The organism is Microbulbifer sp. TB1203 (genome assembly GCF_030997045.1).
Classification (GTDB): domain Bacteria; phylum Pseudomonadota; class Gammaproteobacteria; order Pseudomonadales; family Cellvibrionaceae; genus Microbulbifer.
Genome location: NZ_CP116899.1, coordinates 5,205,477 through 5,228,152, shown reverse-complemented (window position 1 = coordinate 5,228,152; position 22,676 = coordinate 5,205,477). Strand labels below are relative to the sequence as shown.

18 protein-coding genes and 1 pseudogene are annotated in these 22,676 nt (G+C 52.6%); 1 reads left to right on the top strand and 18 read right to left on the bottom strand.

Features of this window, described 5'->3' with window-relative positions:
- Positions 1-284: 284 nt before the first annotated feature.
- Entirely contained in the window at positions 285-2,501 is a 2,217-nt protein-coding gene (locus tag PP263_RS22140; protein WP_308366244.1) for a PQQ-dependent sugar dehydrogenase, read from the bottom strand.
- A gap of 252 nt (positions 2,502-2,753) precedes the next feature.
- Here PP263_RS22140 and PP263_RS22135 point away from each other — a divergent pair, with 252 nt between their 5' ends.
- Positions 2,754-3,449 carry an alpha/beta hydrolase gene (locus PP263_RS22135; protein ID WP_308366243.1) on the top strand — a complete coding sequence of 232 codons (696 nt, stop codon included), beginning with the start codon at positions 2,754-2,756 and terminating at the stop codon, positions 3,447-3,449.
- 225 nt (positions 3,450-3,674) lie between these two features.
- On the opposite strand, the gene PP263_RS22130 is transcribed toward PP263_RS22135, so the two are convergent.
- The 17 genes and pseudogenes from PP263_RS22130 to msrA all read right to left on the bottom strand — a co-directional run bounded on the left by PP263_RS22130 (position 3,675) and on the right by msrA (position 22,670).
- Complete coding sequence (locus PP263_RS22130) at positions 3,675-5,861, bottom strand: TonB-dependent receptor domain-containing protein (RefSeq protein WP_308366242.1); 2,187 nt, start codon at positions 5,859-5,861, stop codon at positions 3,675-3,677.
- 54 nt (positions 5,862-5,915) lie between these two features.
- Positions 5,916-7,169: a serine hydrolase gene (locus tag PP263_RS22125; RefSeq protein ID WP_308366241.1), complete on the bottom strand. Its 1,254-nt coding sequence runs from the start codon at positions 7,167-7,169 to the stop codon at positions 5,916-5,918.
- 195 nt (positions 7,170-7,364) lie between these two features.
- Positions 7,365-8,657 carry a helix-turn-helix transcriptional regulator gene (locus PP263_RS22120; protein ID WP_308366240.1) on the bottom strand — a complete coding sequence of 431 codons (1,293 nt, stop codon included), beginning with the start codon at positions 8,655-8,657 and terminating at the stop codon, positions 7,365-7,367.
- 37 nt (positions 8,658-8,694) lie between these two features.
- Positions 8,695-9,116 (bottom strand): annotated as a pseudogene (locus PP263_RS22115) (transposase); the annotation flags it as partial.
- Positions 9,117-9,261: 145 nt separating this feature from the next.
- Positions 9,262-9,972 (bottom strand): hypothetical protein, encoded by a 711-nt coding sequence (locus PP263_RS22110; protein WP_308366239.1) that lies wholly within the window; start codon positions 9,970-9,972, stop codon positions 9,262-9,264.
- 112 nt (positions 9,973-10,084) lie between these two features.
- Entirely contained in the window at positions 10,085-10,639 is a 555-nt protein-coding gene (locus tag PP263_RS22105) for a hypothetical protein (protein WP_308366238.1), read from the bottom strand.
- A gap of 64 nt (positions 10,640-10,703) precedes the next feature.
- Complete coding sequence (locus PP263_RS22100; RefSeq protein ID WP_308366237.1) at positions 10,704-11,252, bottom strand: hypothetical protein; 549 nt, start codon at positions 11,250-11,252, stop codon at positions 10,704-10,706.
- 354 nt (positions 11,253-11,606) lie between these two features.
- Positions 11,607-12,533, bottom strand: a complete 927-nt coding sequence (locus tag PP263_RS22095; RefSeq protein WP_308366236.1) for a polysaccharide deacetylase family protein — start codon at positions 12,531-12,533, stop codon at positions 11,607-11,609.
- 16 nt (positions 12,534-12,549) lie between these two features.
- Entirely contained in the window at positions 12,550-12,870 is a 321-nt protein-coding gene (locus PP263_RS22090) for a hypothetical protein (RefSeq protein WP_308366235.1), read from the bottom strand.
- Positions 12,871-12,902: 32 nt separating this feature from the next.
- Entirely contained in the window at positions 12,903-13,940 is a 1,038-nt protein-coding gene (locus tag PP263_RS22085; RefSeq protein WP_308366234.1) for an alpha/beta hydrolase, read from the bottom strand.
- Positions 13,941-14,078: 138 nt separating this feature from the next.
- The gene (locus tag PP263_RS22080; protein ID WP_308366233.1) at positions 14,079-14,702 is read right to left on the bottom strand and encodes a rhomboid family intramembrane serine protease; all 624 of its coding nucleotides are present in this window, start codon (positions 14,700-14,702) and stop codon (positions 14,079-14,081) included.
- Positions 14,703-15,757: 1,055 nt separating this feature from the next.
- Complete coding sequence (locus tag PP263_RS22075) at positions 15,758-16,102, bottom strand: GNAT family N-acetyltransferase (protein ID WP_374693730.1); 345 nt, start codon at positions 16,100-16,102, stop codon at positions 15,758-15,760.
- A 762-nt stretch (positions 16,103-16,864) separates the two neighbouring features.
- On the bottom strand, positions 16,865-17,815 hold the full coding sequence (locus tag PP263_RS22070; RefSeq protein WP_308365102.1) for an IS5 family transposase: 951 nt from the start codon (positions 17,813-17,815) through the stop codon (positions 16,865-16,867).
- Positions 17,816-17,872: 57 nt separating this feature from the next.
- The gene (locus PP263_RS22065) at positions 17,873-18,547 is read right to left on the bottom strand and encodes a hypothetical protein (protein ID WP_308366232.1); all 675 of its coding nucleotides are present in this window, start codon (positions 18,545-18,547) and stop codon (positions 17,873-17,875) included.
- 178 nt (positions 18,548-18,725) lie between these two features.
- Positions 18,726-18,878 (bottom strand): transposase, encoded by a 153-nt coding sequence (locus tag PP263_RS22770; protein ID WP_374693681.1) that lies wholly within the window; start codon positions 18,876-18,878, stop codon positions 18,726-18,728.
- 17 nt (positions 18,879-18,895) lie between these two features.
- A complete protein-coding gene (locus tag PP263_RS22060) occupies positions 18,896-21,736 on the bottom strand; it encodes an ExeM/NucH family extracellular endonuclease (RefSeq protein WP_308366231.1) in 2,841 nt (946 codons plus the stop codon).
- 358 nt (positions 21,737-22,094) lie between these two features.
- On the bottom strand, positions 22,095-22,670 hold the full coding sequence (msrA, locus tag PP263_RS22055; protein WP_308366230.1) for a peptide-methionine (S)-S-oxide reductase MsrA: 576 nt from the start codon (positions 22,668-22,670) through the stop codon (positions 22,095-22,097).
- Between the last annotated feature and the right edge of the window lie 6 nt (positions 22,671-22,676).

The following is a 22,676-nucleotide window of genomic DNA, read 5'->3' as shown; positions in this document are numbered from 1 at the left end:
GTACCCTTTATAATGATGATACTAGATCTGGAACGCTACTGTTTGCCAGTAAATTCCCATATCTAGCCACAAATATTCGAACCTGTCACCCCTTAACGCCGCATATTGATCACATCGCATTACATAAATATCTAAATGCTCAATTTTCATCCGGTTATTATCAATTGCGGCACCTCTTCCAGGAAAAAAAGGGGCCTCCGAAGAGGCCCGCTTTGGTTGGCTGTTTTTGGCTAGCCCAGTTTAGGAGGCGCTTTTGTATAACTCCATCACTTCTCATCAATATGCTATGGGCAAGTTTCCATACCCAATACCCAATCCGTCAAAACGCTGACGGCTCCATTGTCTACCAGCGACGTCGCCAGCGGCGGCATACGATGACCGCTTTCTACACTACTTTGCATTCTCGTCAGCAGAATCGAACCACTGGGATTACCGGGCACAATAAAACGCGCATCGGGATTACCCAGATCATCCTGCGACACCACATTACAGATATTCATTTGAGCCAAAGGCGTTTCAAAGCGCAAGTCCATGCCGCCTTCTCCGGTACCACCGGGCTGATGACACTGGGAACAATTACTGTGCAGATAACTTTTTGCCCGTGATTCCAAATCAGCGCCCAGGTCGTCAAGCGCCACCATGCTGGTATCGTCCAGGTGTCCCGGCACAGGGTTGCTGAATACACCCACAGCTTCCAGGGTATCTACCTGATTGGCGCTGCGCCCCGTTTGCGGATAAGTGAAATCGTGATTCAACTGCAATACTTCAGGACCCAGGGCAACGTTCTTCGCCTGTGTATGGCATTGCCGGCATTCGGCGCCGCTGGGAAAATGCCAGTTCAGGCCGGCCACGCTATCATCGGACGCACCGGGCAATAAATCGGCATCGCTTTGGTCCTCACGCCATTTGTAGCTGTAGCCCGCCCAACCACTTTGGTGCCGCATCAGGAGGCGGGTCTCGATCATTATTCCCCTATGTTGAAAATCTTTTACCAGCACCGTCCCCACGGGAAAATCAAAATCACCACTGGCATCTACCGTAACGGACTCTCCGTCAGGTAGTGCCATCCAGCGATCTTTTTCCGCGCCATCGGACCACAAGGGGCTGATCACGCTGAAGGGGATCAGGCCGGCACTGACCTGATCCGGATTGTCCGGATCAACACAACCGGTTTCAGACAGGAGCGCCGGAATATTCGAGGTGGGTGGCTCAGTACCCTGGGGTTGGAGTTTGAGGATGCTACGGCCGTTACCGGGAAAAGCCAACAACACATACACTTCACCGGCATGGTCCTGTGCGAAGGCGACGATAGAACCCGAGGCAGGCGAGGCAACTGTTGTCCGTACATAAGTATTACCCTCGGGCGTCAGGGTAAAAATATTGCCGGATCCGAAGTCGCCAAAAATATAGGCGCCATTCAGGCCCAGCACCTCGGTACCGCGATAAACATAGCCGCCGGTAATGGAGGTACCCACGTCGCGTGGATAGTCATGAACGGGGGCGATAAAGGCACTGCAATCAGTTCCGGCATTGCAAAGGTTGCCCTCCATCTGATTCCAACCGTAATTGCCGCCATTGACAATATGGTTCACTTCTTCCCTCGATGACTGTCCTACATCCGCCAACCACAGGACATCGGACTCACGATCAAAGCTCCAGCGAAAAGGGTTGCGTAGGCCATAGGCATAAATTTCCCCTGCACCGCCACCGCCGGCAAAGGGGTTGTCTGCCGGAATGTTGTAGCTGCCGGTAGCGGGATCGACATCAATGCGCAACATGGCACCCAACAGCGTATCGGTATTCCGGCCATGACCCAGGGGATCATTACTGCTGCCGCCATCACCGAAGCCGATATACAAGTGGTCGTCCGGGCCAAAAGCGATATCACCGCCATTGTGATTGCCGAAAGGCTGTTCTACCTGCAGGACAATCTGTTCCGAGTCAGGATCGATCTCTGCATCGCTGGTCATGGTGAACTGGGTAATAATGGAAAGCCCTGCACCGCTTTCGCCGGGCGCCGTATAGTAAATATAAACCGCGCCGTTGCTCGCCACTTGGGGATGGAAGGCAAAACCCAGTAAACCGCCTTCGCTGGGGGAAGGCAATTGGCTGACGCGTGCCGATATATCCAACACTTCAATAGCGGTGTTTGCAGCGGGATCATTATCAAAGCGCAGCACCCTTCCCTGCCGGGTGGTGACATAAAAATACGCATTGTTGTCCGGCAATTGGTACATGCCCATGGGAAAGTCGGGCATGGGAAGATCGGGGAATACATCTGTCAGGAGTAGGGAGTCAGGTGTACTGCCAGGTGTTGCCAGTGCAATACAGTCAGTATTGGTGGGACGATTATCCAGGCCTGATTCCAGCGTGACATCGTCATCAGGTGGAGGGGGGTTGTCGCCTCCACCCCCTCCACCCCCTCCACCCCCTCCGCCTCCCCCGCAGGCGGCCAGCAGCAATGATAGTACAACGAAGCAGAGCCATTTGGCTGTTGCCATACTGCCTCCAATTGAATGTATAGAGGTGAGAATGTCCCGACTCTATCACACTTCAATATGGTGTTCTGCGAGCAAGAGCATAAACGTACCGGCTGTCGCTCTATAACTACTTCAAGGGCGGTCTTGGCGCGCATTTCCTCACGCTGTTACACGATACAAAGCCCCGGCAAACTCAGTTCACAACGGTCTGGCCAATGCGGGCTAAAATCTGGTGAAGTCCCCGGATACAAGACAAGGATTGACAAGCAGGATATGAAAATTGTCGTTCTGGCTCTATTGATGTCCTTTCCCCTCACGGCCGGCGCCCGCTCCGCATGTGTGATACTGCTGCACGGACTGCTCCTCTCCGACGGCTGGATGGAGAAAATGGAAAAGGCGATTGCCCGGGCCGGCTTCGCGACGGTGAACGTGGACTATCCATCCACCAAACACCCCATCGAGGAACTGGCCGGGCCCGCCATAGCGCCGGCCCTGGACCGCTGTCGGGGCTACGATGAAATCCATTTTGTCGCTCATTCCCTGGGCAGCATCCTGGTGCGCTATTACCTGGGCCGGGTGCCGGTGGAAAACCTCGGCCGGGTGGTGATGCTGGGGCCGCCGAACAAAGGCAGCGAGGTAGCGGACAGGCTGGAAAAGTTACCCGGTTTTCACTTTGTCTTCGGCGATGCCGGCCAGCAACTGGGCACCGGCCGGCGAAGCCTCCCGAAGAGGCTCGGCGCGGCAAATTTTGACCTGGGAATTATTGCCGGCATCTGCAGTATCCACCCGATTTTCTCCCATATGATTCCCGCAGTCGACGACGGCATTGTCTCGGTGGAAAGCACTCGACTCCAAGGCATGCATGATCACTTGCAAATACCAGCAACCCACCTGTTTATGATAAGAAATAAAGAGGTGATCACCCAGGTGATTCACTATCTCAGGTGCGGGGAATTCAATCGGTCATAGAACTGCAACTACCAGACTACTCCCTCCCTGTAGGACCGGCCCGTGGTCTCGATCAGGATTTGCCTCTGTAGAGAGCCTGATCGCGGCCATAGGCCGCTCCTACATGGTGGGCGATGGTGGGCGGGCCTGGAGCTCCGCGGTCCCCGGTTCAGGATTACTGGCAGGATACCTTGCCCAGCGCCAGCCCATAGTCAACCAAACTCAAGGCAACTGGATGATCGCCCGCTAGAATTGATACCCCAGGCGTATACCGTACTCGCGAGGTGCGCCGTAAAATTCATTAATATCGAATTGCCCCGCGACATACTCTTCGTCTGTCAGGTTCGTACCGTAAAGCTCGGCCTTCCAGGCCTCGTTTGTCAGGGTCAACGAGGCCGACAGCAAGGCGTAACCCTCGATCAGGTCGGATACGGGTGAATACGAAAAATACGTGTACTGGTCGTCTATGTATGCGTAGTTGACCCGGGGCGTCACCCTCAGTTCATCAAGAGTAATGTCATACTGTACACCGAGACTGTAGGTCAGTTCCGGAGCGAACAGCGGGTCGCCACCTCCGTTCGTTTCGACAAAAGGCGTGTAATCAAAACAGACAGGGGGAGACGATGGCGTTCCGCCCGGGCATTGTGGCCCCAGTGTACCCCGCGGCAACCGGCGAGTGTTGACAAACGTTAATGCCCCGAGCCTGGAATCGGTATAGCCGATATTGGCGTCGAACGACAGCTCGCCGAATACAGCCTGAACCTGCGCCTCGAGACCTTTGATTGTCATATCGTCAAGGTTCTCGACACCGACGAACCCCGTGCTGGTTTCGAGGATGTTGAACTGGAAGTCTTTGTAGTCGTTGTAATAAGCAGTGACCTGGGTCCTTATGCGGCCCTCGTAGAAGCTCGCTTTCCAGCCGGCTTCATAGCTGAGGACTTCCTCAGGGTCGAACTCGGATGTCGTGGAATTGAACCCGCCGGGCTTATAGCCACGCGAGGCCAGGCCATAGACCATATGCTCTTCTGAAATCGTCCAGTTCAGAGCCACCTTGCCCGTGTTTCGATTATCGACGTGATCGCCGGACAGGTCAGCCACCTGAAGCCCACTTGGAGGGAATATCGGGATGCCTCGACCGATAAAGAGACCGCCTGTGCCCTCCGTATCATATCCGGAATGCCGGCCTCCCAACTGAAGCTCCAGGGCGGGTGTCAGATCATAATTGACCTGGGCGAAATACCCTGTGGTAATCCGTTCGTTCCTGGGCAGGATATCGGTCGGGAAGCCGCCCTGGCTTTCCCGGATTTCCACCTCGATATCGTTCTTCTGGTAGTACACACCCACAACCCAATCGAGCGCGCCGTTGGTTGGGGAAATAATATTGATTTCCTGGCTGAGTTGCTTCTCTCCCGCAAAATAGTCCTGGCTGATATCACCGCCGACGGATAGCGGCGCCGGCGACGCATCGACGTCGTAGAGGTTGTTCAGGCGCTTGTGCTGATAGCCGATGAGCGAGCGCAGCACAACACCGTTATCCAGCTCGTAGCGCATCTCCAGGCTGGTTATATCAGCCCGGTCGCGGTTGGCGGTGGGTTCGTCGTAATGAACGTCACGAAACCCCTCGGGCTGGAAAGTTGCGAACTGCGTGCCCGGAACCGGATGATACGGATAGCCACCTGTCTTGCGATCGTTAAACTGGGATTTCAACAGCAGTTCGAAATTGCCGGGATTCCACAACACGCCCACGCGGGCCCCGTACTCGTCAAGCTTCCCGGCGTCGTTGTCCAAAGGGCCGAGATCGTCGTAGTAGGTGTCCCTGTTCCGGGTGAAACCGGCAAGACGAACAGCCAGGTCTTCGGCTACGGGAATATTCAGGGCACCCTCCGCTTCACGGTGCCCATAATCGCCAGCGCCTATTTGGCCGTAGCCACCAAAGGTTCCGAGTTCCGGATCGCGGGTGTTAATGAAGATCGCGCCACCGGTGGAATTACTCCCCACAAAGGTTCCCTGGGGTCCCCGGAAAACCTCTATGCTTTCCAGGTCGTAAAAACTGTTTGCCTGCACAATCGGCGGCTGGAACAACCCATCGACATAGGTTGCCACGCCGGCGGTAACATTAGGTGAATTACTCGCGATACCTATGCCACGTATATTCACGTTCAACGTAATGCCGGCATCGGTGATGGATAGAGACGGTGCCACGTTCTGGAGATCGCTCACCCGGGAAACCGCCTTGGCTTTTAATGCATCGGCATTGAACGCCGAGGCCGCCACCGATATGTCTTGGAGATTTTCGGTACGACGCTGCGCCGTGACTGCCACCTCTTCCAATATTGCAGTCTGGCCAACCCTCGATCCAGCAGGTTGAGCCAGCGCCGGAACACCGGCAACACCGGCGATACATACACAAAGCATTTTATTTTGAAATATCATGCTAACACCCCCTTTTTTCCCATTATTCTTTTTTTGGAATTTTCCGTCCCCTTTTTACTGCGGACGCCAGGCCGACACTGCATCGAAGAACGCGAGGGCTTCCTCTAACAGATGCCGGTCATCGCCGGGCGGATAGTAACTGAGCTTTACAATCACGGTTCCCGTGGCCGGATCAACGTAAATATATTGCCCCTGCAGGCCGATCGCCGAATACGCCTCGCTGTCGGCGACTGTCCACCACTGGTACCCGTAACCTCCGGGACCAAAAGCCTTGTCTTCCGGGCCCACGGAAGTTGTCGATAGCTCCACCCATTCCGGCGACACGATCCGGTCGCCGTTGATTCGACCCTTGTTGAGCATCATGGTCCCGATTCGGGCGAAATCCCTCAAGGTGGCGTTAAAGCCCGCACCGCTGAATTCGCGACCGGCGCCCGGCTGCCCGTCCATGATGTAGAAACCATCGACCTCCGCTCCCAGCGGCTCCCAGAGGCGCGAGGTCGTGTAGGAGGCGACTGTACCGCCGTCGCTGATCCGCTCTATCAGCAGGCCCAACACGGCGGTATCGATGGTCTTGTAGGCAAAGACTTCCCCCGGCTCGTGGGCGCGCTTGATGTCCCTGGCCACATCGGCAAACCGCGCCACGTTCTTGACGAGCGCCAGGATATGGTTGCGCGCTGCGATGCCGGGATTGTCAAAATCATATCGCTCCTGGTAATCCACACCCGAACGCATGGCGAGAATCTGCCGGATGGTCACTCCCTTATAGGCACCCGCCTTCAGCTCCGGAAGATAGTCGGTGATATCATCATCCAGGGATCGGATGCGTCCCTCCTCCAACGCACGTCCGACCAAGATAGAAGTAATGGACTTGGTCATCGACCAACCGGTAAATCGGGTTCGGGCATCGGTATTGTTTCGATAGTTTTCGTAGACGATGCGCCCGTTTTTCATGATCAAAAGGGCGTTGGTGAAATTTCTATCCAGAAACACTTCAGGCGTGTAGGTCCTGCCCCGAAAGTCGTAGGTAAAATCGAGAGCGGTATCGTCCGCCGGCAACGGCGAAACCTGGCCGGAGCGGGGGACCGTGCGAGTCGTGAAGAGAGTATCCATGCTGCGGAACGTCAGGACGTTGAGGTCGGGTTGCAGCATTGCCCAGCGCGCGTTCTGGATAGCAACCGGAACCTCGGATTCGGGGCCCACCATTGCCACATGCTTATTAAGTGTTTGCGCCGCGACAGGACCGGCCCAAAGTGCGACCGTCAATACGTAAAGACTTATCCCCCACGAGGACTTGCGGTTATAAATCATATAAATTCAACCTGTTGTTATCGTCCAAAGTTGGCAAAGTTCAGTTTTCCCACCTGCGGCAAGGCCTATGAGCGGCTACTCGCGTTTTCACATGGCGGAAACTGGAAATAACACTCCCTAGAGAGTAACCAGGGAAAAACGACCGCTCAATATCCCATTTGGGATATAAAACGGCGCGAAAACAGAAAGTCGGGATTATGGAAGGGAAGCTTTCGCCGAAACGGACATACACAATAGTTTAATGAGGTCCGATTGGCGGGAGGTTTTGGTCTTGGAAAAAACGCTTTTAAGCTGGATACGTGTGGTACCGACCGAGATACCCTGCTCGTTGGCATAGTCGGCCAGCGAAGCGCCCTCTGTCAAAGCCGTTGCCAGTCGCGCTTCGGCGGGCGTCAAACCGAATAATGTCGCGACATCCGCCGGTGACAATCCCAGCACGTCATTTCGCTCTGAAAGGTAGACCGGCACGATGACGCCCTTCTCCATTGACACCTCATCGGACAGGGACGGCGTATAGGCCGGAGCGACCAGCAATTGCAACGGCCGGGAAGTCCCGTTGCCGACGGTCATGACACCGCGCCGGCCGTTCGGTTCACCCCGGACAGCGCATTCCAGCAAGCGGCAAAACTCTGCGTGAGTTTCTCCCGAGACACATTGAACCCGCTCCCGGCTTAATGTCAGGTGCGACGACCTGAGCAGAATCCTGCGAGCGTAATGATTGCTCCAACGTATTTTGCCGACGCTGTCCAGTAACAACAGGCCCGTGCTGAGATTGCCGACAGTGTGCGAGAGCATTTCCACGTGCTGGCGCAGCCGGAGGGTGTTCTCGAAGCTTTCCACCGCCTGCTGCAAGTGAGGTGCCAAATCGTACAGGACCCGTTCCTGCGCCCGGGTGAAGTCAACGCGCTCTGCCGCCGGCTTGTGCATGATAAGGGAGAGTAAGCGGCCGGAGTCGTATTCCAGCGACAACAACAACTCCTGTCCCAACCCCAAGGCGTGCAAGCGTTGGCGCAGCGCAATATATTCCGGGCAATCGGGGCTGAAGACATCCCGGTCCCTGAGTACGCAAACACCGGCCTGGGGCCTTGCGGTCAAATTCAGGTCCAGACGCGGATTTCGATCATTATTAACCAGCCGATCATGCAATGCCCTGTGGGAGAAAGACCAGGAGTCGCGCACCGACCACTGTTGTCTCAGGTGGTCATCCCGGACTTGATACATTTGCAGGGAAACATTCTGTACGCCGAAGTGGGCACGAATTTTGTCCATCAGATTGCGCCATTGGCCAGGCTGCATGGCGCATTGGTACAGATCCGGCAAGATACGGTTGAAAAAGTGATCCATGCCCTCTCCCCGCCCTTCATCCAGGGCGCCTTTGCTGTCCGCTTTTATTATTGTGTCGCGACCCATTGGTAACGTTACGGGATACGAACCGGGCCCCAACCCGCCATCCTGGCGATGCAAGCTATATTGGGTCATAGAAATCATACCCCCTTCCCGGCCCTCCTGCACCAGCCTGCGGCGGTACTTCGTCCGCAGCAGTCGGACCGAAGGCGATACGGTAGGGTGATGGCGTACCACGGGAGTTGATTCAGTGGGTCCTCGCCCACCGCGTCCGCAGCCAGGCAGCTATTCTCAGCATCCTGCTCCAGTAGTCCCTGCCGCTCCAGAAGGCGACTGACACGCCGAGCGATAGTGTGCGCCAGTTGCGTGAACTCCCGGCACGTCGGCGCCTTGGCCCCGCGAAACCGGGCGGTTCCGTCAGAGCGGTTGATATACACGCCATCGAGGAACGGTATATGAAAGTGGATGTTGAGGTTCAACGCACTGCCTAAATGCTGGATCAAGGTCACCGACCCGGTCTGGGCGGTCTTCTTGGTAAAGCCACGCCTTCTCAACCAGATGCGTGGCAATCACGCGGTAGACGATGCCCAGCACCCGGCCTAAGCCGTGACCTGGCGCGAAGAGCACAGAGGCCTTACAATTTTTATGTAAAATGTAAGGCCCCATGACCGCACTCCAAGTTAAGCGCCAGTACCGCAATTCGTGGGGTCGTATGCACGTAGCGCCGTGAAATCCAAAGCGGCCCTCACTAACGCTGCAAAGCATCAACAGAAGCCAAAAATTGAACAACCCTACCTGCAGTTTCTTCGAGTGATTTAGAAGTTGCAGATAACTCCGCTTTCTTTACAGTTTCCCTGAAATTTACATCACCTAACTCTTTACGCGCAGTAAATTCATTACTGGAAACAACTGTAAAAGGAACAATTCCGGAACGGATATCCAACAATACCGCTTCTACTGAGCAGTATACTTTTGTTTCATCTGTGTCAATAAATTTATATTTTTCAAAAGTCCGACAATTTGATCGGTAAGCCAGGAGCAAATCCGCCTGATAGCGAGCTGCAGCTTCCCTAAGGTAAGGCACAGTTCTTTGTTCTGGAACCAGCATACTTGGAAGGAATGAAGCATCATAAACTCTGGGCGAACTTCTCAACTGACCAATGAAATTGTCAGCGATTGATTCACTGAGCTGTGTAAAATCGTTCGAATAATAGCGCCAATAATTATCATTAGACAGCTTTAAAATAGCGATCCTGTTCTTTGGTGGCAACTCTAAACGATAGTTTAAAATTCTCTCTATATCCGAATCCGCAAGGACTCCTGCCGAAGTACCAAATAACGGTTCATTGTTATCTTTATCTTCTACTGAAGAATAATAATCTTCAGGGCGATGAGCTGTAGATACGCTGGCACACCCCGAAATTAGCAGCACAATCAAAACTAATAAATACCTTCCCATCGTTACTCCTTGAATTAATAATCTTTATTTTTAATGCCTGCAGCAGAATGAGCGGGACCAGCAAGCATACCATGCCTACACTTGGAGTGGATCAGACTTTGACACTAATATCTCACTTTTCAATATGCGAGATCTTACCACCGTTAACACTCCATAAGCCCTTACGAGTTGATACATATATCTGTTTATTGTGGTACAAACTCAGAAAGACATGAAACTCGTTTGGCACATCCGACAATAAATGTGTTGAGAAAGGAACAGAATCCCCAGTAACCGGCACAAGAAGACAGGTCTTTGTTGAAGGGCTGACATCAATTAGATCATTCGTGCCGGCCCTGAACTGGAACCGAAAGTGCCTCCCAAACTGTACACCCTCTGAATCAGGAAACAGGACCAAGAAAAGGTTCTCCACCCCATCCTGCTCATTGAAAATAGAAACGGCCTTGTAATGTCCGTCGCTAGCTACCCCCTCCTCCCCAACCATCTTGACGACGTCTGCTTCGCGTGAGGTGTAAGGCGAACTCCCATCCTCAGATGTCAGATTGTTGTATAGTGTTCTGCCCAGGTTTTCTGCATCCATGATGGCGTTCGAGGAACTGGGCTTCTGATTGGAGGCACACCCAGCCAAGAGGGCGATACATAGGATGCCAATAGTTCTCATGTTCAATTGCGTATTCCTTTCTGACTGTTAATGCCGTGCTCCGGGACATGGTGGACCCCGTATGGTGGTGCTAAGTTTCTGCTAGCTGCTTGAGCTTAACGAGAAAGTTATCTTTGAACACTGCTTTTCGTTTCTTAGCGAACTCAGAAGATTCCCTGGTTGCCCGCTGAGGATTTTCTTCAGCATCAAACCAATTGTAAATTCTGCTCATAAATATAGATACAAGAGTTTTCCCGTTAGCTTCAGTGACAGAAATCATTGCAACACCTTGTGACTGCTCCCCTCGGTCTACATTAGGCAAATTTGCCAATAGGATCATTTTCTGAGGGATGATTTTTACAACCTCAATATAAAAGTCATCATATAAATGAACCCGCTCCCCCTCTGATATCTTATTGCTCTCCGGATTAGCGCCGGTCATCCACGGCATCCACTTGCCCATTTCGACTACGTGAGGCCAGACTTCATCAACAGGCTTATCAATAACCGTTTCAAAATGATCCACGTAGTAATATGAATCGCCTAAATTTGTTTCAAGGTCGTTGACCTGTGCCTCAGATGAAAATGAAATGCACAAGCCAACCAAAATCGTTACTTTAAATAGACATGTTTTCTTCATTCTGGACCTCTCGGTATTGCTTCAGTCAATATGCGGGGCAGCCACCGTTGTGTAGCTTTTATGCGAATATGCGAGCGCAGCCAACCGCATAAAAGCTGCATAAAGTAGGCTACCCCTCAACAACGAACCATTGGAGCTAGACCTCATCTCGACTGAAATCTTTAGTCTGTTCCCCAAAGACAGAAACAGCTGTCCAACAGTGCATTCATGGTCCGTAGCTGCTCTGGATGAAGTCTTGCTCGCAGATGGCGCTGAGCAGCTTGGCTTTACATACCTTGTCATGACCCCGGGAAGGCGTTAATTTAACAAGTAAAGCTTTACGAAAATCATGGAAGACGAACCTTCCTCCATAGACTAATCCTCAATTACATTATAATTTTCAAACATTCTTTTAATATAATCAACGTTTTCGTTCTTATGTCTAAGTAATTTTTCATCAACGCCATTATAGTGAGCGACTGATGCTACACGTCCCTGCTTTGAAAAAGGCAAGTCATGATTTACATCAGCCAATGGATCTTGATAGGCCTCAACAGGAGATATAACTTTCCACCCTTTAAAACGCACGCGGTCAATAAGGTCACCGAGATAAAGCGCCGCAATCTCATTTTCATGTAAAAGCAAAACATGCTTGGGCGATCTTCCCAATATATCTTTCGCTAACTCGTCGTAAAACTGAATATTTTCCCAGAGCAAATCAATATACAGTTCTTTCATATTTTCAGAATTAATTTTCCGTCCAGAACTTTTATACTGCAAATATAATTTATTTATATACCAATCATAGTTATCTACAGTTACATAGCCATTAGAATAACCCAGCTCTTTTAAACCATTTAAAATAGCCCTTCTAGAATCATTGTCATTTCCGTTATGAAGATACGGAAATCGGTAGTAGGGGAGCGTTTTTCCATACCGCTTGAGAATTAAATGAGTCCTATATGCATCCACCAAAATATCATCCACAGATATTTTACTTGCGGATTTATGAGCATAGCTATGATTTGCCAAATAAAAACCTGCATTGACATAAGCTGATAAACGATCGCTCGACTCCTCGTCTACATTTTTTCCAGTGACGTAAAATAGCGCTTCGTTTACGCCTCGACTCTTCAACTGCTGAATTATTCTTTGAGTTTTCTCTTTTCCAGACATCACATTACCACCAGGCAACGGGACGTCGTCAAAAGTCAGAGCAATCTCACCTGGAAAAGCACTCATAGACCAAAATAGCCCTACCATGGTCATGAGCTTGTAGAGTAAAAACAAAGTACGATTCATAGCAAAGCATCTCCCTTTAGGCATGCGATTCACCTTCTAAGTCAGGCTCCTTGCCAAGTAAAATGTGTCGATAATACCGACGTGCAACGGTAATAAAGACCTGAGAAAATATTAAGCCGCCGATACCTCCGCCGAGAGCAGCACCAAGCAACCCCATACCAACGACACCCCCGATATGTCCACCTAAAATGGCGCAAAAACCACAGGTAGCAAGTCCTAACCAGGTTTGCCAATGATGAAAGCATTTCGTATATACCTTTCGCCATCGTGCGCTCCGCTCTTGTATCGAGAGAGCTGAAAACTCAGGTATGCTTTTTAATGTCCAATATATCTTCATGTTAATTGCCTAATAGCAAGCAGAGCTTCATGTCAGAGGATCTTGATTTCCTTTAGCCATCTGAGTGCATCAACAGTCCACCTGTCAGTGTCTTTACCTTGCTTCTTGACTCCAAAAGCATGACCGCCAGTTTGATAGAGCATGAGTTTCACGTTTACACCAACTTTCTTCAATTCTCTTTCATACACTTTCGAGTAATGAACCGGATCAATCGGGTCATCTTTGGCGTGTATGAGAAGAGTTGGCGGTATATCTGTTGATATCTCAATGTCGGTATTTAGCTCTTGTGCTGCGATTTCTTTTGGTTTTTTGTTTTTGTGCTCCATTGTCAAGTGTCCTGGATAAACAGGTATCGCGAAGTCGGGACGACTGCTAACTTGATCAATTTCATCGATGGGGTCATATGCTCGTTTTTTAAAAGCTGTGCTGGAAAGAACAGCCAAATTCCCTCCAGCCGAAAACCCCATAACGCCAATTTTATTCGGATCTATATCATATTTCTTTGCGTTGTATCGAACGATAGAAATCGTCCTTTGAGCGTCTTGCAGTGCCATTGGAGTATCTGGCGTATCATGCTTACGAGTTTTTGCGTTCCAACTACACCCAGAATTAGGAACTCGATACTTCAAAAGAATGCAAGTGGCACCAGCGCCAGTCAGCCACTTGCATACATCAGCACCATTGAATCCGATCGTGCTTTTCTTGCCAATCGCAACACCTTTGTATCCGCCCCCTGGAAAGACGATAACGGCTGCTCGTGCGGAATGTTTTTTTGGGGTATAAAGTAAAAATGTAGGATGGGTGATGACGAGCCGAGGATTATTTTTAGCGTACTCGTCATTGGCGATTATCTTAATCCCATCCTCCAAAACTTTAGAGCCTTCGGGCCATAATGACACTTCCTGTGCAAAGCTTGACGGAAACGATGAATCCATATAGGCACTTCCTATCTGCGGCTGTGTGTGAGCGGAGTTGCCTATCAAGGGGTGTTCGCTGCTTGAGGCAAAAGACACAGAATAAATGACCAATAGAAAAACAGTGTTTAGAGTGGGAAACAGGAAGGTTTCCATTCGCATCACCTACTTTAACGTGTGGATTATGGTGAGCCTAACCGCTGCGCTCAGGGGCAGCTTTGTGTATTTTATGCGCGACAACGGAGCGGAGCGGCTGCGCAGAAAGTGTACAAAGTAAGCCCTTTGCAGCGCCTGTTAGCCGGATCGGAGTCGACCGGCCATGAGTTCCCCGGGCCGCTTGAATTTCAAATATGTCAGGCCGAGTAACGCACCTACGACGAATCCAGTTACATGACCAGGCTTAGGGTAGCCTGCATAAATGAAATCTAGCGTAAGTGCAGGAATTAGAGAAAAAAGCAAGACGCCATAAAACTTCCAAGAATTTTCAATTTTCTTAACCGCCAAAACCAGACCAAAGGCTGCGACACCAAAAGTAGCTTGGGAAGCACCCGTCCCTAAGTTCCAGGGTGGATCTACGGAAAGTGTGCTGACTAAAGTTCCAATTGCTCCTGGTACGAACCAGATAGAGAAGAACTGAACGAAATTAACGTGACGTTCAATAAAAATCCCTAGAACCAAAAGAGACAGAACACTATACAGCATGTGTAATTGCCCACGATGTATCATTTGAGATGCGAACAGCCTCCAGAACTCAAAGTTTTTCAAATGCTCGAAGGTAATACCGCCGTACTCTTCCAATTGAATGATTTTCATCCTCCCATAGAAAGCACCATTTATCTCATAGCAAACAAACAATGAATAGGCAAAGGTAGCCAATGAAATGATAATTGTACAATATGGGACTTTATATTCTTTCATACACTACTCACAGCTCCGGCGTAGGAACGCCCGTTACCGGGCGCCCCTGCCACAGTCCCGGACGTGCGGTTTTCCCGCATCCGGTTCCTCGGTTGTACTCGCTTCCACGCGGACCTTCACTGTTACCCGTTACAAGGCCCAATGGCTATTCCCCCCAGTGAGGTTGACTCATGTTGATCCAGTCCAACAGTGTCCGGCATGAGTTCCTTTAAGGACTACGTACTTCCGTGGGGTCCTTCGCCATGTGGCCGGCTTTCCCGACCTCCGACTACTATGCCCCATAAGACACCCCTCGGCATACGGCCTTCGCAGGCCTACCTGGTCGCTCCATGTTCCATGATTTCATCCGAGCCCACACCGTTTCCGGGCTCCTCACCCTTCCGTGCCCCAACTCTGATAATGTCGTCACTTCACCTCGTACCAGGAGCCTTTGGGGCTTCCTGGGTTCCTCGACGTATCTCTTCCAGCATGCCACGGCCTGATGACTCCGGTGGTCTTCCTCATCTTTGCCATTAGCAGATGCTTCCTGTGGCTTTCGAGCACGTTAAAACTCTCAGCGACCACAACGAGCTTTCGAAGCTGTGCCAGCACTTCAGGGAGCGCGGTCTCCCCTACGGCCTACTGGATTCTCTGTATACGCTTACCTCATATATTGTTCGCAGTTACCTGCTCCGCAATGAGATCAACACTCGATACGGGCGGGTGGCCAACCCTTACCCGACGGGGACTTTCACCCCGCAAGATACGCCGGGCTTCGCCCAGCGCGATAACGAGACTGTAGAAAAACTCTGGCCTTTCGTCCTGGTTATATCTCGCACAAAAAATCGCGCTCCTACGTGAATTCTGGACCTGTTTTGTATGGCGAAAAGTAGCTCAGAGCACTCTCCGCACGAAAAATTTGCCACTTCAAAAAGTGCTCGAGTTTTTCTACAGCCTGAACGTTGCGCTCTGGGGCGGTTTGCTCTGGGCACATTTTGCGAAAAAATGGGAACGTAGTGACCGCGCAAAATGTGCACAGAGGAGGCCGTCCCTAGCAGCGCCTGGCTAGGGCTTGGCTAGGGCTTGGCTGAATGATGCCACACCATCTTTTGCAACCTTCCATCGGTATTTAATGCACCTGCTTCGCCAATCACTACAAACCCAGCTTTTAAATACAAATTGCGTGCGGATTTATTTGCTGTTGAAACCTTTAGCGCTACGCTCAAGTGGCTTTCAGAGAGTACGTGAGATTGCAGAGCTTTGACAAGCTCTAAGCCGACGCCTAGCCCACGAACAACAGGGTTAACCCACATTGAAACTAGCTCATACTCCCCATTTGAATAGACACCACCAATCAAGCCTAAAGCCCCCTCGTTTCTATATGCGATCAAGAACCTGGGCCCGGCGTCACCCGATGCTATAAATTGCCACTCATTGGGAGTGAAATTTTTAACTTCGCCATATGAAATGCCAAATGCATCTGGCGAATCCTTAAGTGATTCTAATCGAATCTTTTTTAAAGACTCCCAATCCCTCTCAATTGATTGCTACGATTTCCATGATCTTGGAGCCCTAACGAGGCTGTAGAAAACTCCGGCCTTTCGTCCTGATTATATTTTGCCCAGAAAATCGCGCTCCTGCATGAATTCTGGACCTATTTTGTATGGCGAAAAGCATTTCAGGGCACTCTCCGCACAAAAAATTTGCCACTTCAAGAAGTGCTCGAGTTTTTCTACAGCCTGAACGTCGTGCTCAGCGGCCGCTTACTTTATGCGCGTTTTGCGCGAAAATAGGAGCGTAGCGACTGCGCAAAAGGCGCATAAAGTAAAACGTCGGCTGTACCACTTCGTTAAGCCATGGAGGTCCGGAGGCTACCACAGCTACCTAATTGAACCTGTCCGAATAGGGCCTAGGTCATCATTCTATATTTATATTGAAACCGAACAATTTCCATTTGATGCCTTCATATGCAAATTTCTGCGTGAATTTTACTTGGCTAGGCTCAGTCGGATAATAGCCGGATATAACTAAGGAACCTCTGATCAACTCGCCATTCCCTCGGGAATTAACCGGGAGGGTCAAAAAGTCGATCGCTTTATAGTCAAATTTCCGATGTTTTCACGTAATTCTCCCAGTTTTCCTTGCCTGAAGCCCGCTATCCGCGGATTTCAGGCGCACTGCCCCTAGGCGGGCAGGTATTTTCTCCCGATTAACAGGTTGGTGAAGCCTGCCAACAGACACAGGCGTTCGGTATTCTTCTCCAGCCCACGATAGCGTACCTTATCGTAGCCAAACACGCGCTTGATATAACGGAAGGGGTGCTCCACCTTCGCCCGAATTTGAGCTTTGATCTTTTCCATTTTCCGAACGGCGTCTTGTCCGGGAAGGGTTTTCTGCTTGCTCGGTTTAATCGCTATATGCCATTCGACTTCCCGATATTTGAGCTCTTCCCGGTTCTCTGCGCCGGTGTAGCCAGAATCACCCCAAACTCTTTTTTCTTCTCCGTGGAGAACCTGCTCAGTCGCGGTAATGTCATGCGTATTTGCGGCGGTTGTGTCCACGCTATGAATGATTCCCAACACGTCATCGACGCCAATATGCATCTTCATACCAAAATGCCACTGGTTGCCTTTCTTGGTCTGGTGCATCTCTGGATCTCGAGCCTTCTCCCGGTTCTTGGTTGAGCTCGGCGCAGCGATAATAGTGGCATCCACGATACTGCCTTCTCTCAACAGCATGCCATGACTCTTGAGATGGCTATTGATCTCCTCAAATAGCTGGCGACCAAGTTGATGCTGTTCAAGTAGATGGCGGAAGTTAAGGATAGTGGTTTCATCCGGAATTCGGTCTGTCAGTGTCAATCCGCTAAAATGGCGCATGGACTCAATCTCGTAAAGTGAGTCCTCCATCGCGGGATCACTGAGGTTGTAGGACAGCTGCATACAATGGATTCTCAGCATGACCTGTAGCGGGTACGGTTGGCGACCGCGCCCGGCCTTCGGATAAAAGGGCTCGATCTTCGCTTCCAGGCGCTCCCAGGGAACCAGAGATTCCATCTGCTCTAGGAACTTCTCGCGGCGGGTCTTGCGGCGCTTGTTGCGGTATTCGGCTTCGGCAAAGCTGACTTGGTGCATGGCTTGTGCTATTTTCGTTGGCTCAATGCTATTTTACCCCATCTGGCTGGGACTTATTCAGAGGTTCCCTAATATTCCGTTGTCATCTATTTCTGGAGAAGTGCTAATTACGGGTTCTATATCTTTTAGAACCGTTAGATCTACGCCAGCTTGATAGAATGATCCGTAAGCCTCGTCAAGTTTTTCTGGGGTAAACTGCATCTTAAACATGCTTGAAAAAGTAGAATGAAATTTTTCCATACTCTTTTCATTAACAGATTCAGCAAACGCTTGCATTGAATCTTCGACTAATATTGACTGCTCATTTTTCGACGGAATCTGAACTTCTGATTCGAATTGAAGCCCTGAACTAGGTTTTTGGATGGAGTAAATTTTCCAATTTCCATTGCTTTTAACAAAGTTCAAAGTTATTGGAATTACTCCGTCCGAATGGGTAGTTATTGACCCCTTTAACGAACCACGCCCACCACTTGTAGATCTAGATTCCCAACTTGCTTCTTTGAAATTGTTAATAGAATTGACAATAAAGTATTTTTCTAAGTCCTCTTTAGAAGTTCCGTTTTTGAAATCTTCTGACAATAGACTATATGCTTTCTCGGTATCACCTTGGCTTGCAGCAAGAAATAATTCATCAGCCACTTTGACCATCCCAGACGTTAAATAAAAGACAGCCAATATCGCTAATGTAATAACACCAACTACCCCCAGTACAATCTTTAACAACTTGTTCATTTTTTCTCCTTATTTTTGGATTGCGAAAGCTTAACGAGGCTGTAGAAAAACTATTTCGGAGAATCAGCTCTTCCAGCCATATTTTGATTGATCATTGAGCCCGATTTAAACACACTCCTTCCATATAGTCATCCAATCTGCGCAGTCAATCGAGAGGCTTCGTCAAGAGCCTTCTGGCTCATTGAATCGCTCCATAATTCATCAGCTTTTCAATGTTATGCACCAAGCAGAACATCCGCCATTGCCCCTGGACCTTGTCCAGGCCGCGTAACGTGAATCGATTTAGGCCCTCTCCCCCGGCCCCTCTCCCGCAAGCGGGAGAGGGGTGCATAAAAAGAATTAGAGCAACTACCAAGCCCTACCGATGGCAACCCTGCGGCTCGCGCTGCCCTCGCGCCCCGCGCCATCGCTCACAGTCAGGGTAATCTCGTAACTACCCTTGCGGCCGTAGCGGTGCCAGGCATTTGGCTGCTGCGCTTCACGGCCGTCTCCAAAATCCCAGTGGTAGCTGAGCTCGCCGTCACCGTCGTAGCGGCTGCGGTCGAATACCCAGACCCAGTTGAAGAAACGCCACAGGGTGAAGCGGGCTTTGGGGCCGGTGCTGCCGTCTTCCACCAGCAGTTCCCGCTGTGCGCTGGACTGTGCACCGCGGTCGTCCTCTACCTGCAGGGTCACGGTGTAAGTGCCGTTCTGCCGGTAGCGGTGGCTGGGGTTCTGCTCAGTGCTCGAGTGGCCATCGCCAAAGTTCCAGTGCCAGCCAACAATACTGCCGTCGCTGTGGCTGCTGGTATCGGTGAAGTTGACGCGCTTGCCCTGCGTCTCCGTGATGAAGTCCGCAACGGGGGCCACATTGCCGGCACTCAGGTCCAGCTCCACCACCAGCGGGTCGTGGTCGGAGGCGCGGTAGGGGTCGGCGTTGTAGAGGGAATCCAGTTGGGCCACGCTCTTGAACTCGGTGTTGTAGTCCAGTATTCGCGGCTCGTCGGCGTTGATATGCCAGTCGGCGACGCCGGTGACCAGCGGTGCCAGGGCGGCGTTGGCGAGGGCGTGGTCCAGGTAGCCGGCCTGGGCCTGGAACACGTAGGAGTAGGCGGCGTCGCCGTGGAAGCTGGCGAGCAGGTTGGTGTAGCCGGCGTCCTGCAGTGCGGTGATGGGGTTTTCCCGGGCGTAGCTGTTCAGGTCGCCGAGGATCAGAACATTCTCGGTGCCTGTGCCGGTGGGATCGGCTGCGAGCCAGTCCGCCAGGGCGTCGGCGGCCTGGGTGCGGACCTGGTTCCAGCAGCCCTGGCCGTCGTTCTGGTCATCGTTGAGGCTGCCATCGCGTGGGCAGCTGCCCTTGGATTTGAAGTGGTTGATTGCCACCGCGAGGGATTCGCCGCTGGCCAGTTCGGTAAAGGCCTGCAGCAGCGGCTGGCGGTTGAGGTCGTCGAAGGGGTAGCTGTCCAGGGTGGCGGCGGCGCCGAGGGGTTGCACCCGGTCGCTGCGGTAGACGATACCCACGGTGATCGCATCGCTGCCCAATTGCGCCAAGCCCGGGTCCACAAAGGCGTAGACCTGGCTGCCGGCGGCGGCGTTGAGGCCGTTGACCAGGTCCTGGATCGCGCTGTCGGTGCCGTAGCCGTCGTTCTCGATTTCCATCAGGCCGACAATATCCGCACCGGTGCCGCGGATGGCGGCGACGATTTTGTCCCGCTGGCGCTGGAACTCTTCCGCGGTATCGGCGCCGCGTGAAGTGGGAAAACCGCCGCCCTGGCCGTCGCCATTGAAATAGTTGAGTACATTGAAGCTGGCAACGCGCAAACTGCCGGCGCCGGGCAGTACCGGCGAGGTGGTGCGCGGCTCAAGATCGGCGAACTGCGGCGTTTCCACCGGGTGAACACGGTAGGCGTCAAAACCGTAGCCGATCACGCCGCGCAGGCCGGTTAGGGTGGCGCCGGCGCGCAGGCTGTTGTCGGCGCTGAGGCCCGGGGCGGGATAAGGAATGGCCTCCGGGTTCTGCACCGTGGAGCCGTCGTCGAGCAGTATACGGTTGAGATCGTTGGCGGCCTGCTGGGCCTGAGCGGCGGGGCCCGGCTCGACGATGTGAGTGGGCGTGTATAGGCGGCCTGCTGATAGATCCAGCTCTCCGTAGCGGCCCAGGTTGTAGTTGCCATTGACGGTCAGTGTCTGCGCGAAGTGCGCCAGCATGCCCTCGTAGCGCTCCGCGTGATCGGCGTCGGCAAACGGCAGGCTCACTTCCGCGGCGGTAACGCTATAGCCGCTGCCGCACACGGCGACGCCGTCCACCTGGTTGAGTTCGGTAAAATCGAAATACTCGGTGACTTGGCCGCCGACGCGTACCAGGTCGCCCACATTCACGTCGACGCCGAAGCCACTGTCGTAGACAAACAGGCCCTCAGAGGTGGTATCCAGGCCGTCCTGATCGAAGTCCTCTTCTTGTAGGAAGAAGCCGCCCAGGCCGCTGGCGGTATCCTGGAAATCCCCCACCACCACGGCTTCGATTTCGTGGCGTTCACCGGCGAGGGGGCTGGCGGCACCGGTGCCCTGCACGGCGCTGATCAGGGTGGCGGGATCGCCGCACTGGCCGAGGTCGACACCACCATCACCGCCGCCGTTACCGCCATCGCCATTGTGCTGCCCCAGGTCATCGAAATTGTCCTGGCCGGCGCTGGTCCACTCCAAGGACGGGTCGAAGGCCCCGCTGCCGTCTGTGCGGCCTCCCAGCACCTCGCCGTTGCGGCGCAGGGTCTGGTTTTGGGTGCCGATGGTGGAATTGCCCCACTGGCTGCCCGGGTCCACGCCGATCTGGCCGATCACATCCACAAACCCACCCGGGCCGACGAGCGCCACCGCGTCGTCGCCATTGAACAGGCTGCCGCCGTAGGTCTGGTCGGCTTGGGCCAGTACCGCGGCATCGGCGCTGGAGTGCGCGAGCACGAATACCTCGTTGTCGGCCAGGCTGCCACTGAGAGTGATATTCGCACCGGGGGAGGTGGAGCCGTTGAAGTAGACTTCCACCGTGTAATCGCCGAGGTTCACCGGGTTGCCGGTGCCGTTGTAGATTTCCAGCGCCTTGTTGAAGCTGCTGCCCTCGATATATTCGGAGATAATCAGGTCGTCGGCCTGGACGCTGCCGGCCAGCAGGGTGAGCCACAGCGCAAGCTGCGACACGATTGTGGTTTTCATCATATCTTTCCTTGTTATTTGCAGTATGGAGGCCGCACAACTCCCGCGGCCGGGCCGTTCGCAAAGGCGAACAGGATTTCCAGGCAGGAAGCTTGCCAGGGGAAGTGTGATGAAAAGATGAAAGCCGCGGAGTCTCTCGATGGATTTGTGACGGGATTAACTTGGCAGCTTAAGGAACCTCTGAATAAGTCCATTTCGTCACTCCGGCGTAAGCCGGAGTCCAGAGCAGTCGCGGGTTTCTGGATTCCGGCCTTCGCCGGAATGACGATGGGCAAAGCGCAGCGTGCCCATCAAAGCCCTGGATGATGGGCACGCTGCGCTTTGCCCATCCTACATTTCTGGCCGGTGCGCGCGGCGCACCCTACCCTCCCCACACTTCCTCGAGGCGCTGGTCGCGTCGGCAGCGGAAGCGGTAGTACTTGTAGCGGATGGGATTGCGCTGGTAGTAGTCCTGGTGGTACTTCTCCGCGGGATAGAACTTGCTGACGGGGACGATTTCGGTGGCGATTTTTCCGTCGAGCTTTTTTGCCACTTTTTCTTTGCTGGCCTCCGCCAGTTTTTTCTCTTTCTCGTTGCCGTAGAAGATGGCGCTGCGGTACTGGCTGCCGCGGTCGCAGAACTGGCCGCCTGCGTCCAGAGGGTCCACGTTGCGCCAGAATACTTGCAGCAATTCTTCGTAGCCGATCTTGTCCGCGTCGTATTTCACCCGAACCACTTCCGCGTGGCCGGTGTTGCCGGCGGAAACCTGGTCGTAGCTGGGATTTTTTACATGGCCGCCGCTGTAGCCGGAGGTGGTTTCCAGTACGCCTTCGAGTTTGTCGTAGGGCGGTTCCATGCACCAGAAGCAGCCGCCGGCGAAAATTGCTGTGCGGATATTGTCTTGGGCCAGGGTGGTGCTGGTGGTTAGGGTGAATATCAAAGCGAATAAGTAGCGCATAGTTTT

Bases quoted from the DNA above. Each gene is read 5' to 3' on its own strand.
- PP263_RS22140 (WP_308366244.1), bottom strand. From the start codon at position 2,501: ATGGCAACAGCCAAATGGCTCTGCTTCGTTGTACTATCATTGCTGCTG.
- PP263_RS22135 (WP_308366243.1), top strand. From the start codon at position 2,754: ATGAAAATTGTCGTTCTGGCTCTATTGATGTCCTTTCCCCTCACGGCC.
- PP263_RS22130 (WP_308366242.1), bottom strand. From the start codon at position 5,861: ATGATATTTCAAAATAAAATGCTTTGTGTATGTATCGCCGGTGTTGCC.
- PP263_RS22125 (WP_308366241.1), bottom strand. From the start codon at position 7,169: ATGATTTATAACCGCAAGTCCTCGTGGGGGATAAGTCTTTACGTATTG.
- PP263_RS22120 (WP_308366240.1), bottom strand. From the start codon at position 8,657: ATGATTTCTATGACCCAATATAGCTTGCATCGCCAGGATGGCGGGTTG.
- PP263_RS22110 (WP_308366239.1), bottom strand. From the start codon at position 9,972: ATGGGAAGGTATTTATTAGTTTTGATTGTGCTGCTAATTTCGGGGTGT.
- PP263_RS22100 (WP_308366237.1), bottom strand. From the start codon at position 11,252: ATGAAGAAAACATGTCTATTTAAAGTAACGATTTTGGTTGGCTTGTGC.
- PP263_RS22095 (WP_308366236.1), bottom strand. From the start codon at position 12,533: ATGAATCGTACTTTGTTTTTACTCTACAAGCTCATGACCATGGTAGGG.
- PP263_RS22090 (WP_308366235.1), bottom strand. From the start codon at position 12,870: ATGAAGATATATTGGACATTAAAAAGCATACCTGAGTTTTCAGCTCTC.
- PP263_RS22085 (WP_308366234.1), bottom strand. From the start codon at position 13,940: ATGGAAACCTTCCTGTTTCCCACTCTAAACACTGTTTTTCTATTGGTC.
- PP263_RS22080 (WP_308366233.1), bottom strand. From the start codon at position 14,702: ATGAAAGAATATAAAGTCCCATATTGTACAATTATCATTTCATTGGCT.
- PP263_RS22070 (WP_308365102.1), bottom strand. From the start codon at position 17,815: ATGCACCAAGTCAGCTTTGCCGAAGCCGAATACCGCAACAAGCGCCGC.
- PP263_RS22065 (WP_308366232.1), bottom strand. From the start codon at position 18,547: ATGAACAAGTTGTTAAAGATTGTACTGGGGGTAGTTGGTGTTATTACA.
- PP263_RS22770 (WP_374693681.1), bottom strand. From the start codon at position 18,878: ATGCACCCCTCTCCCGCTTGCGGGAGAGGGGCCGGGGGAGAGGGCCTA.
- PP263_RS22060 (WP_308366231.1), bottom strand. From the start codon at position 21,736: ATGATGAAAACCACAATCGTGTCGCAGCTTGCGCTGTGGCTCACCCTG.
- msrA (WP_308366230.1), bottom strand. From the start codon at position 22,670: ATGCGCTACTTATTCGCTTTGATATTCACCCTAACCACCAGCACCACC.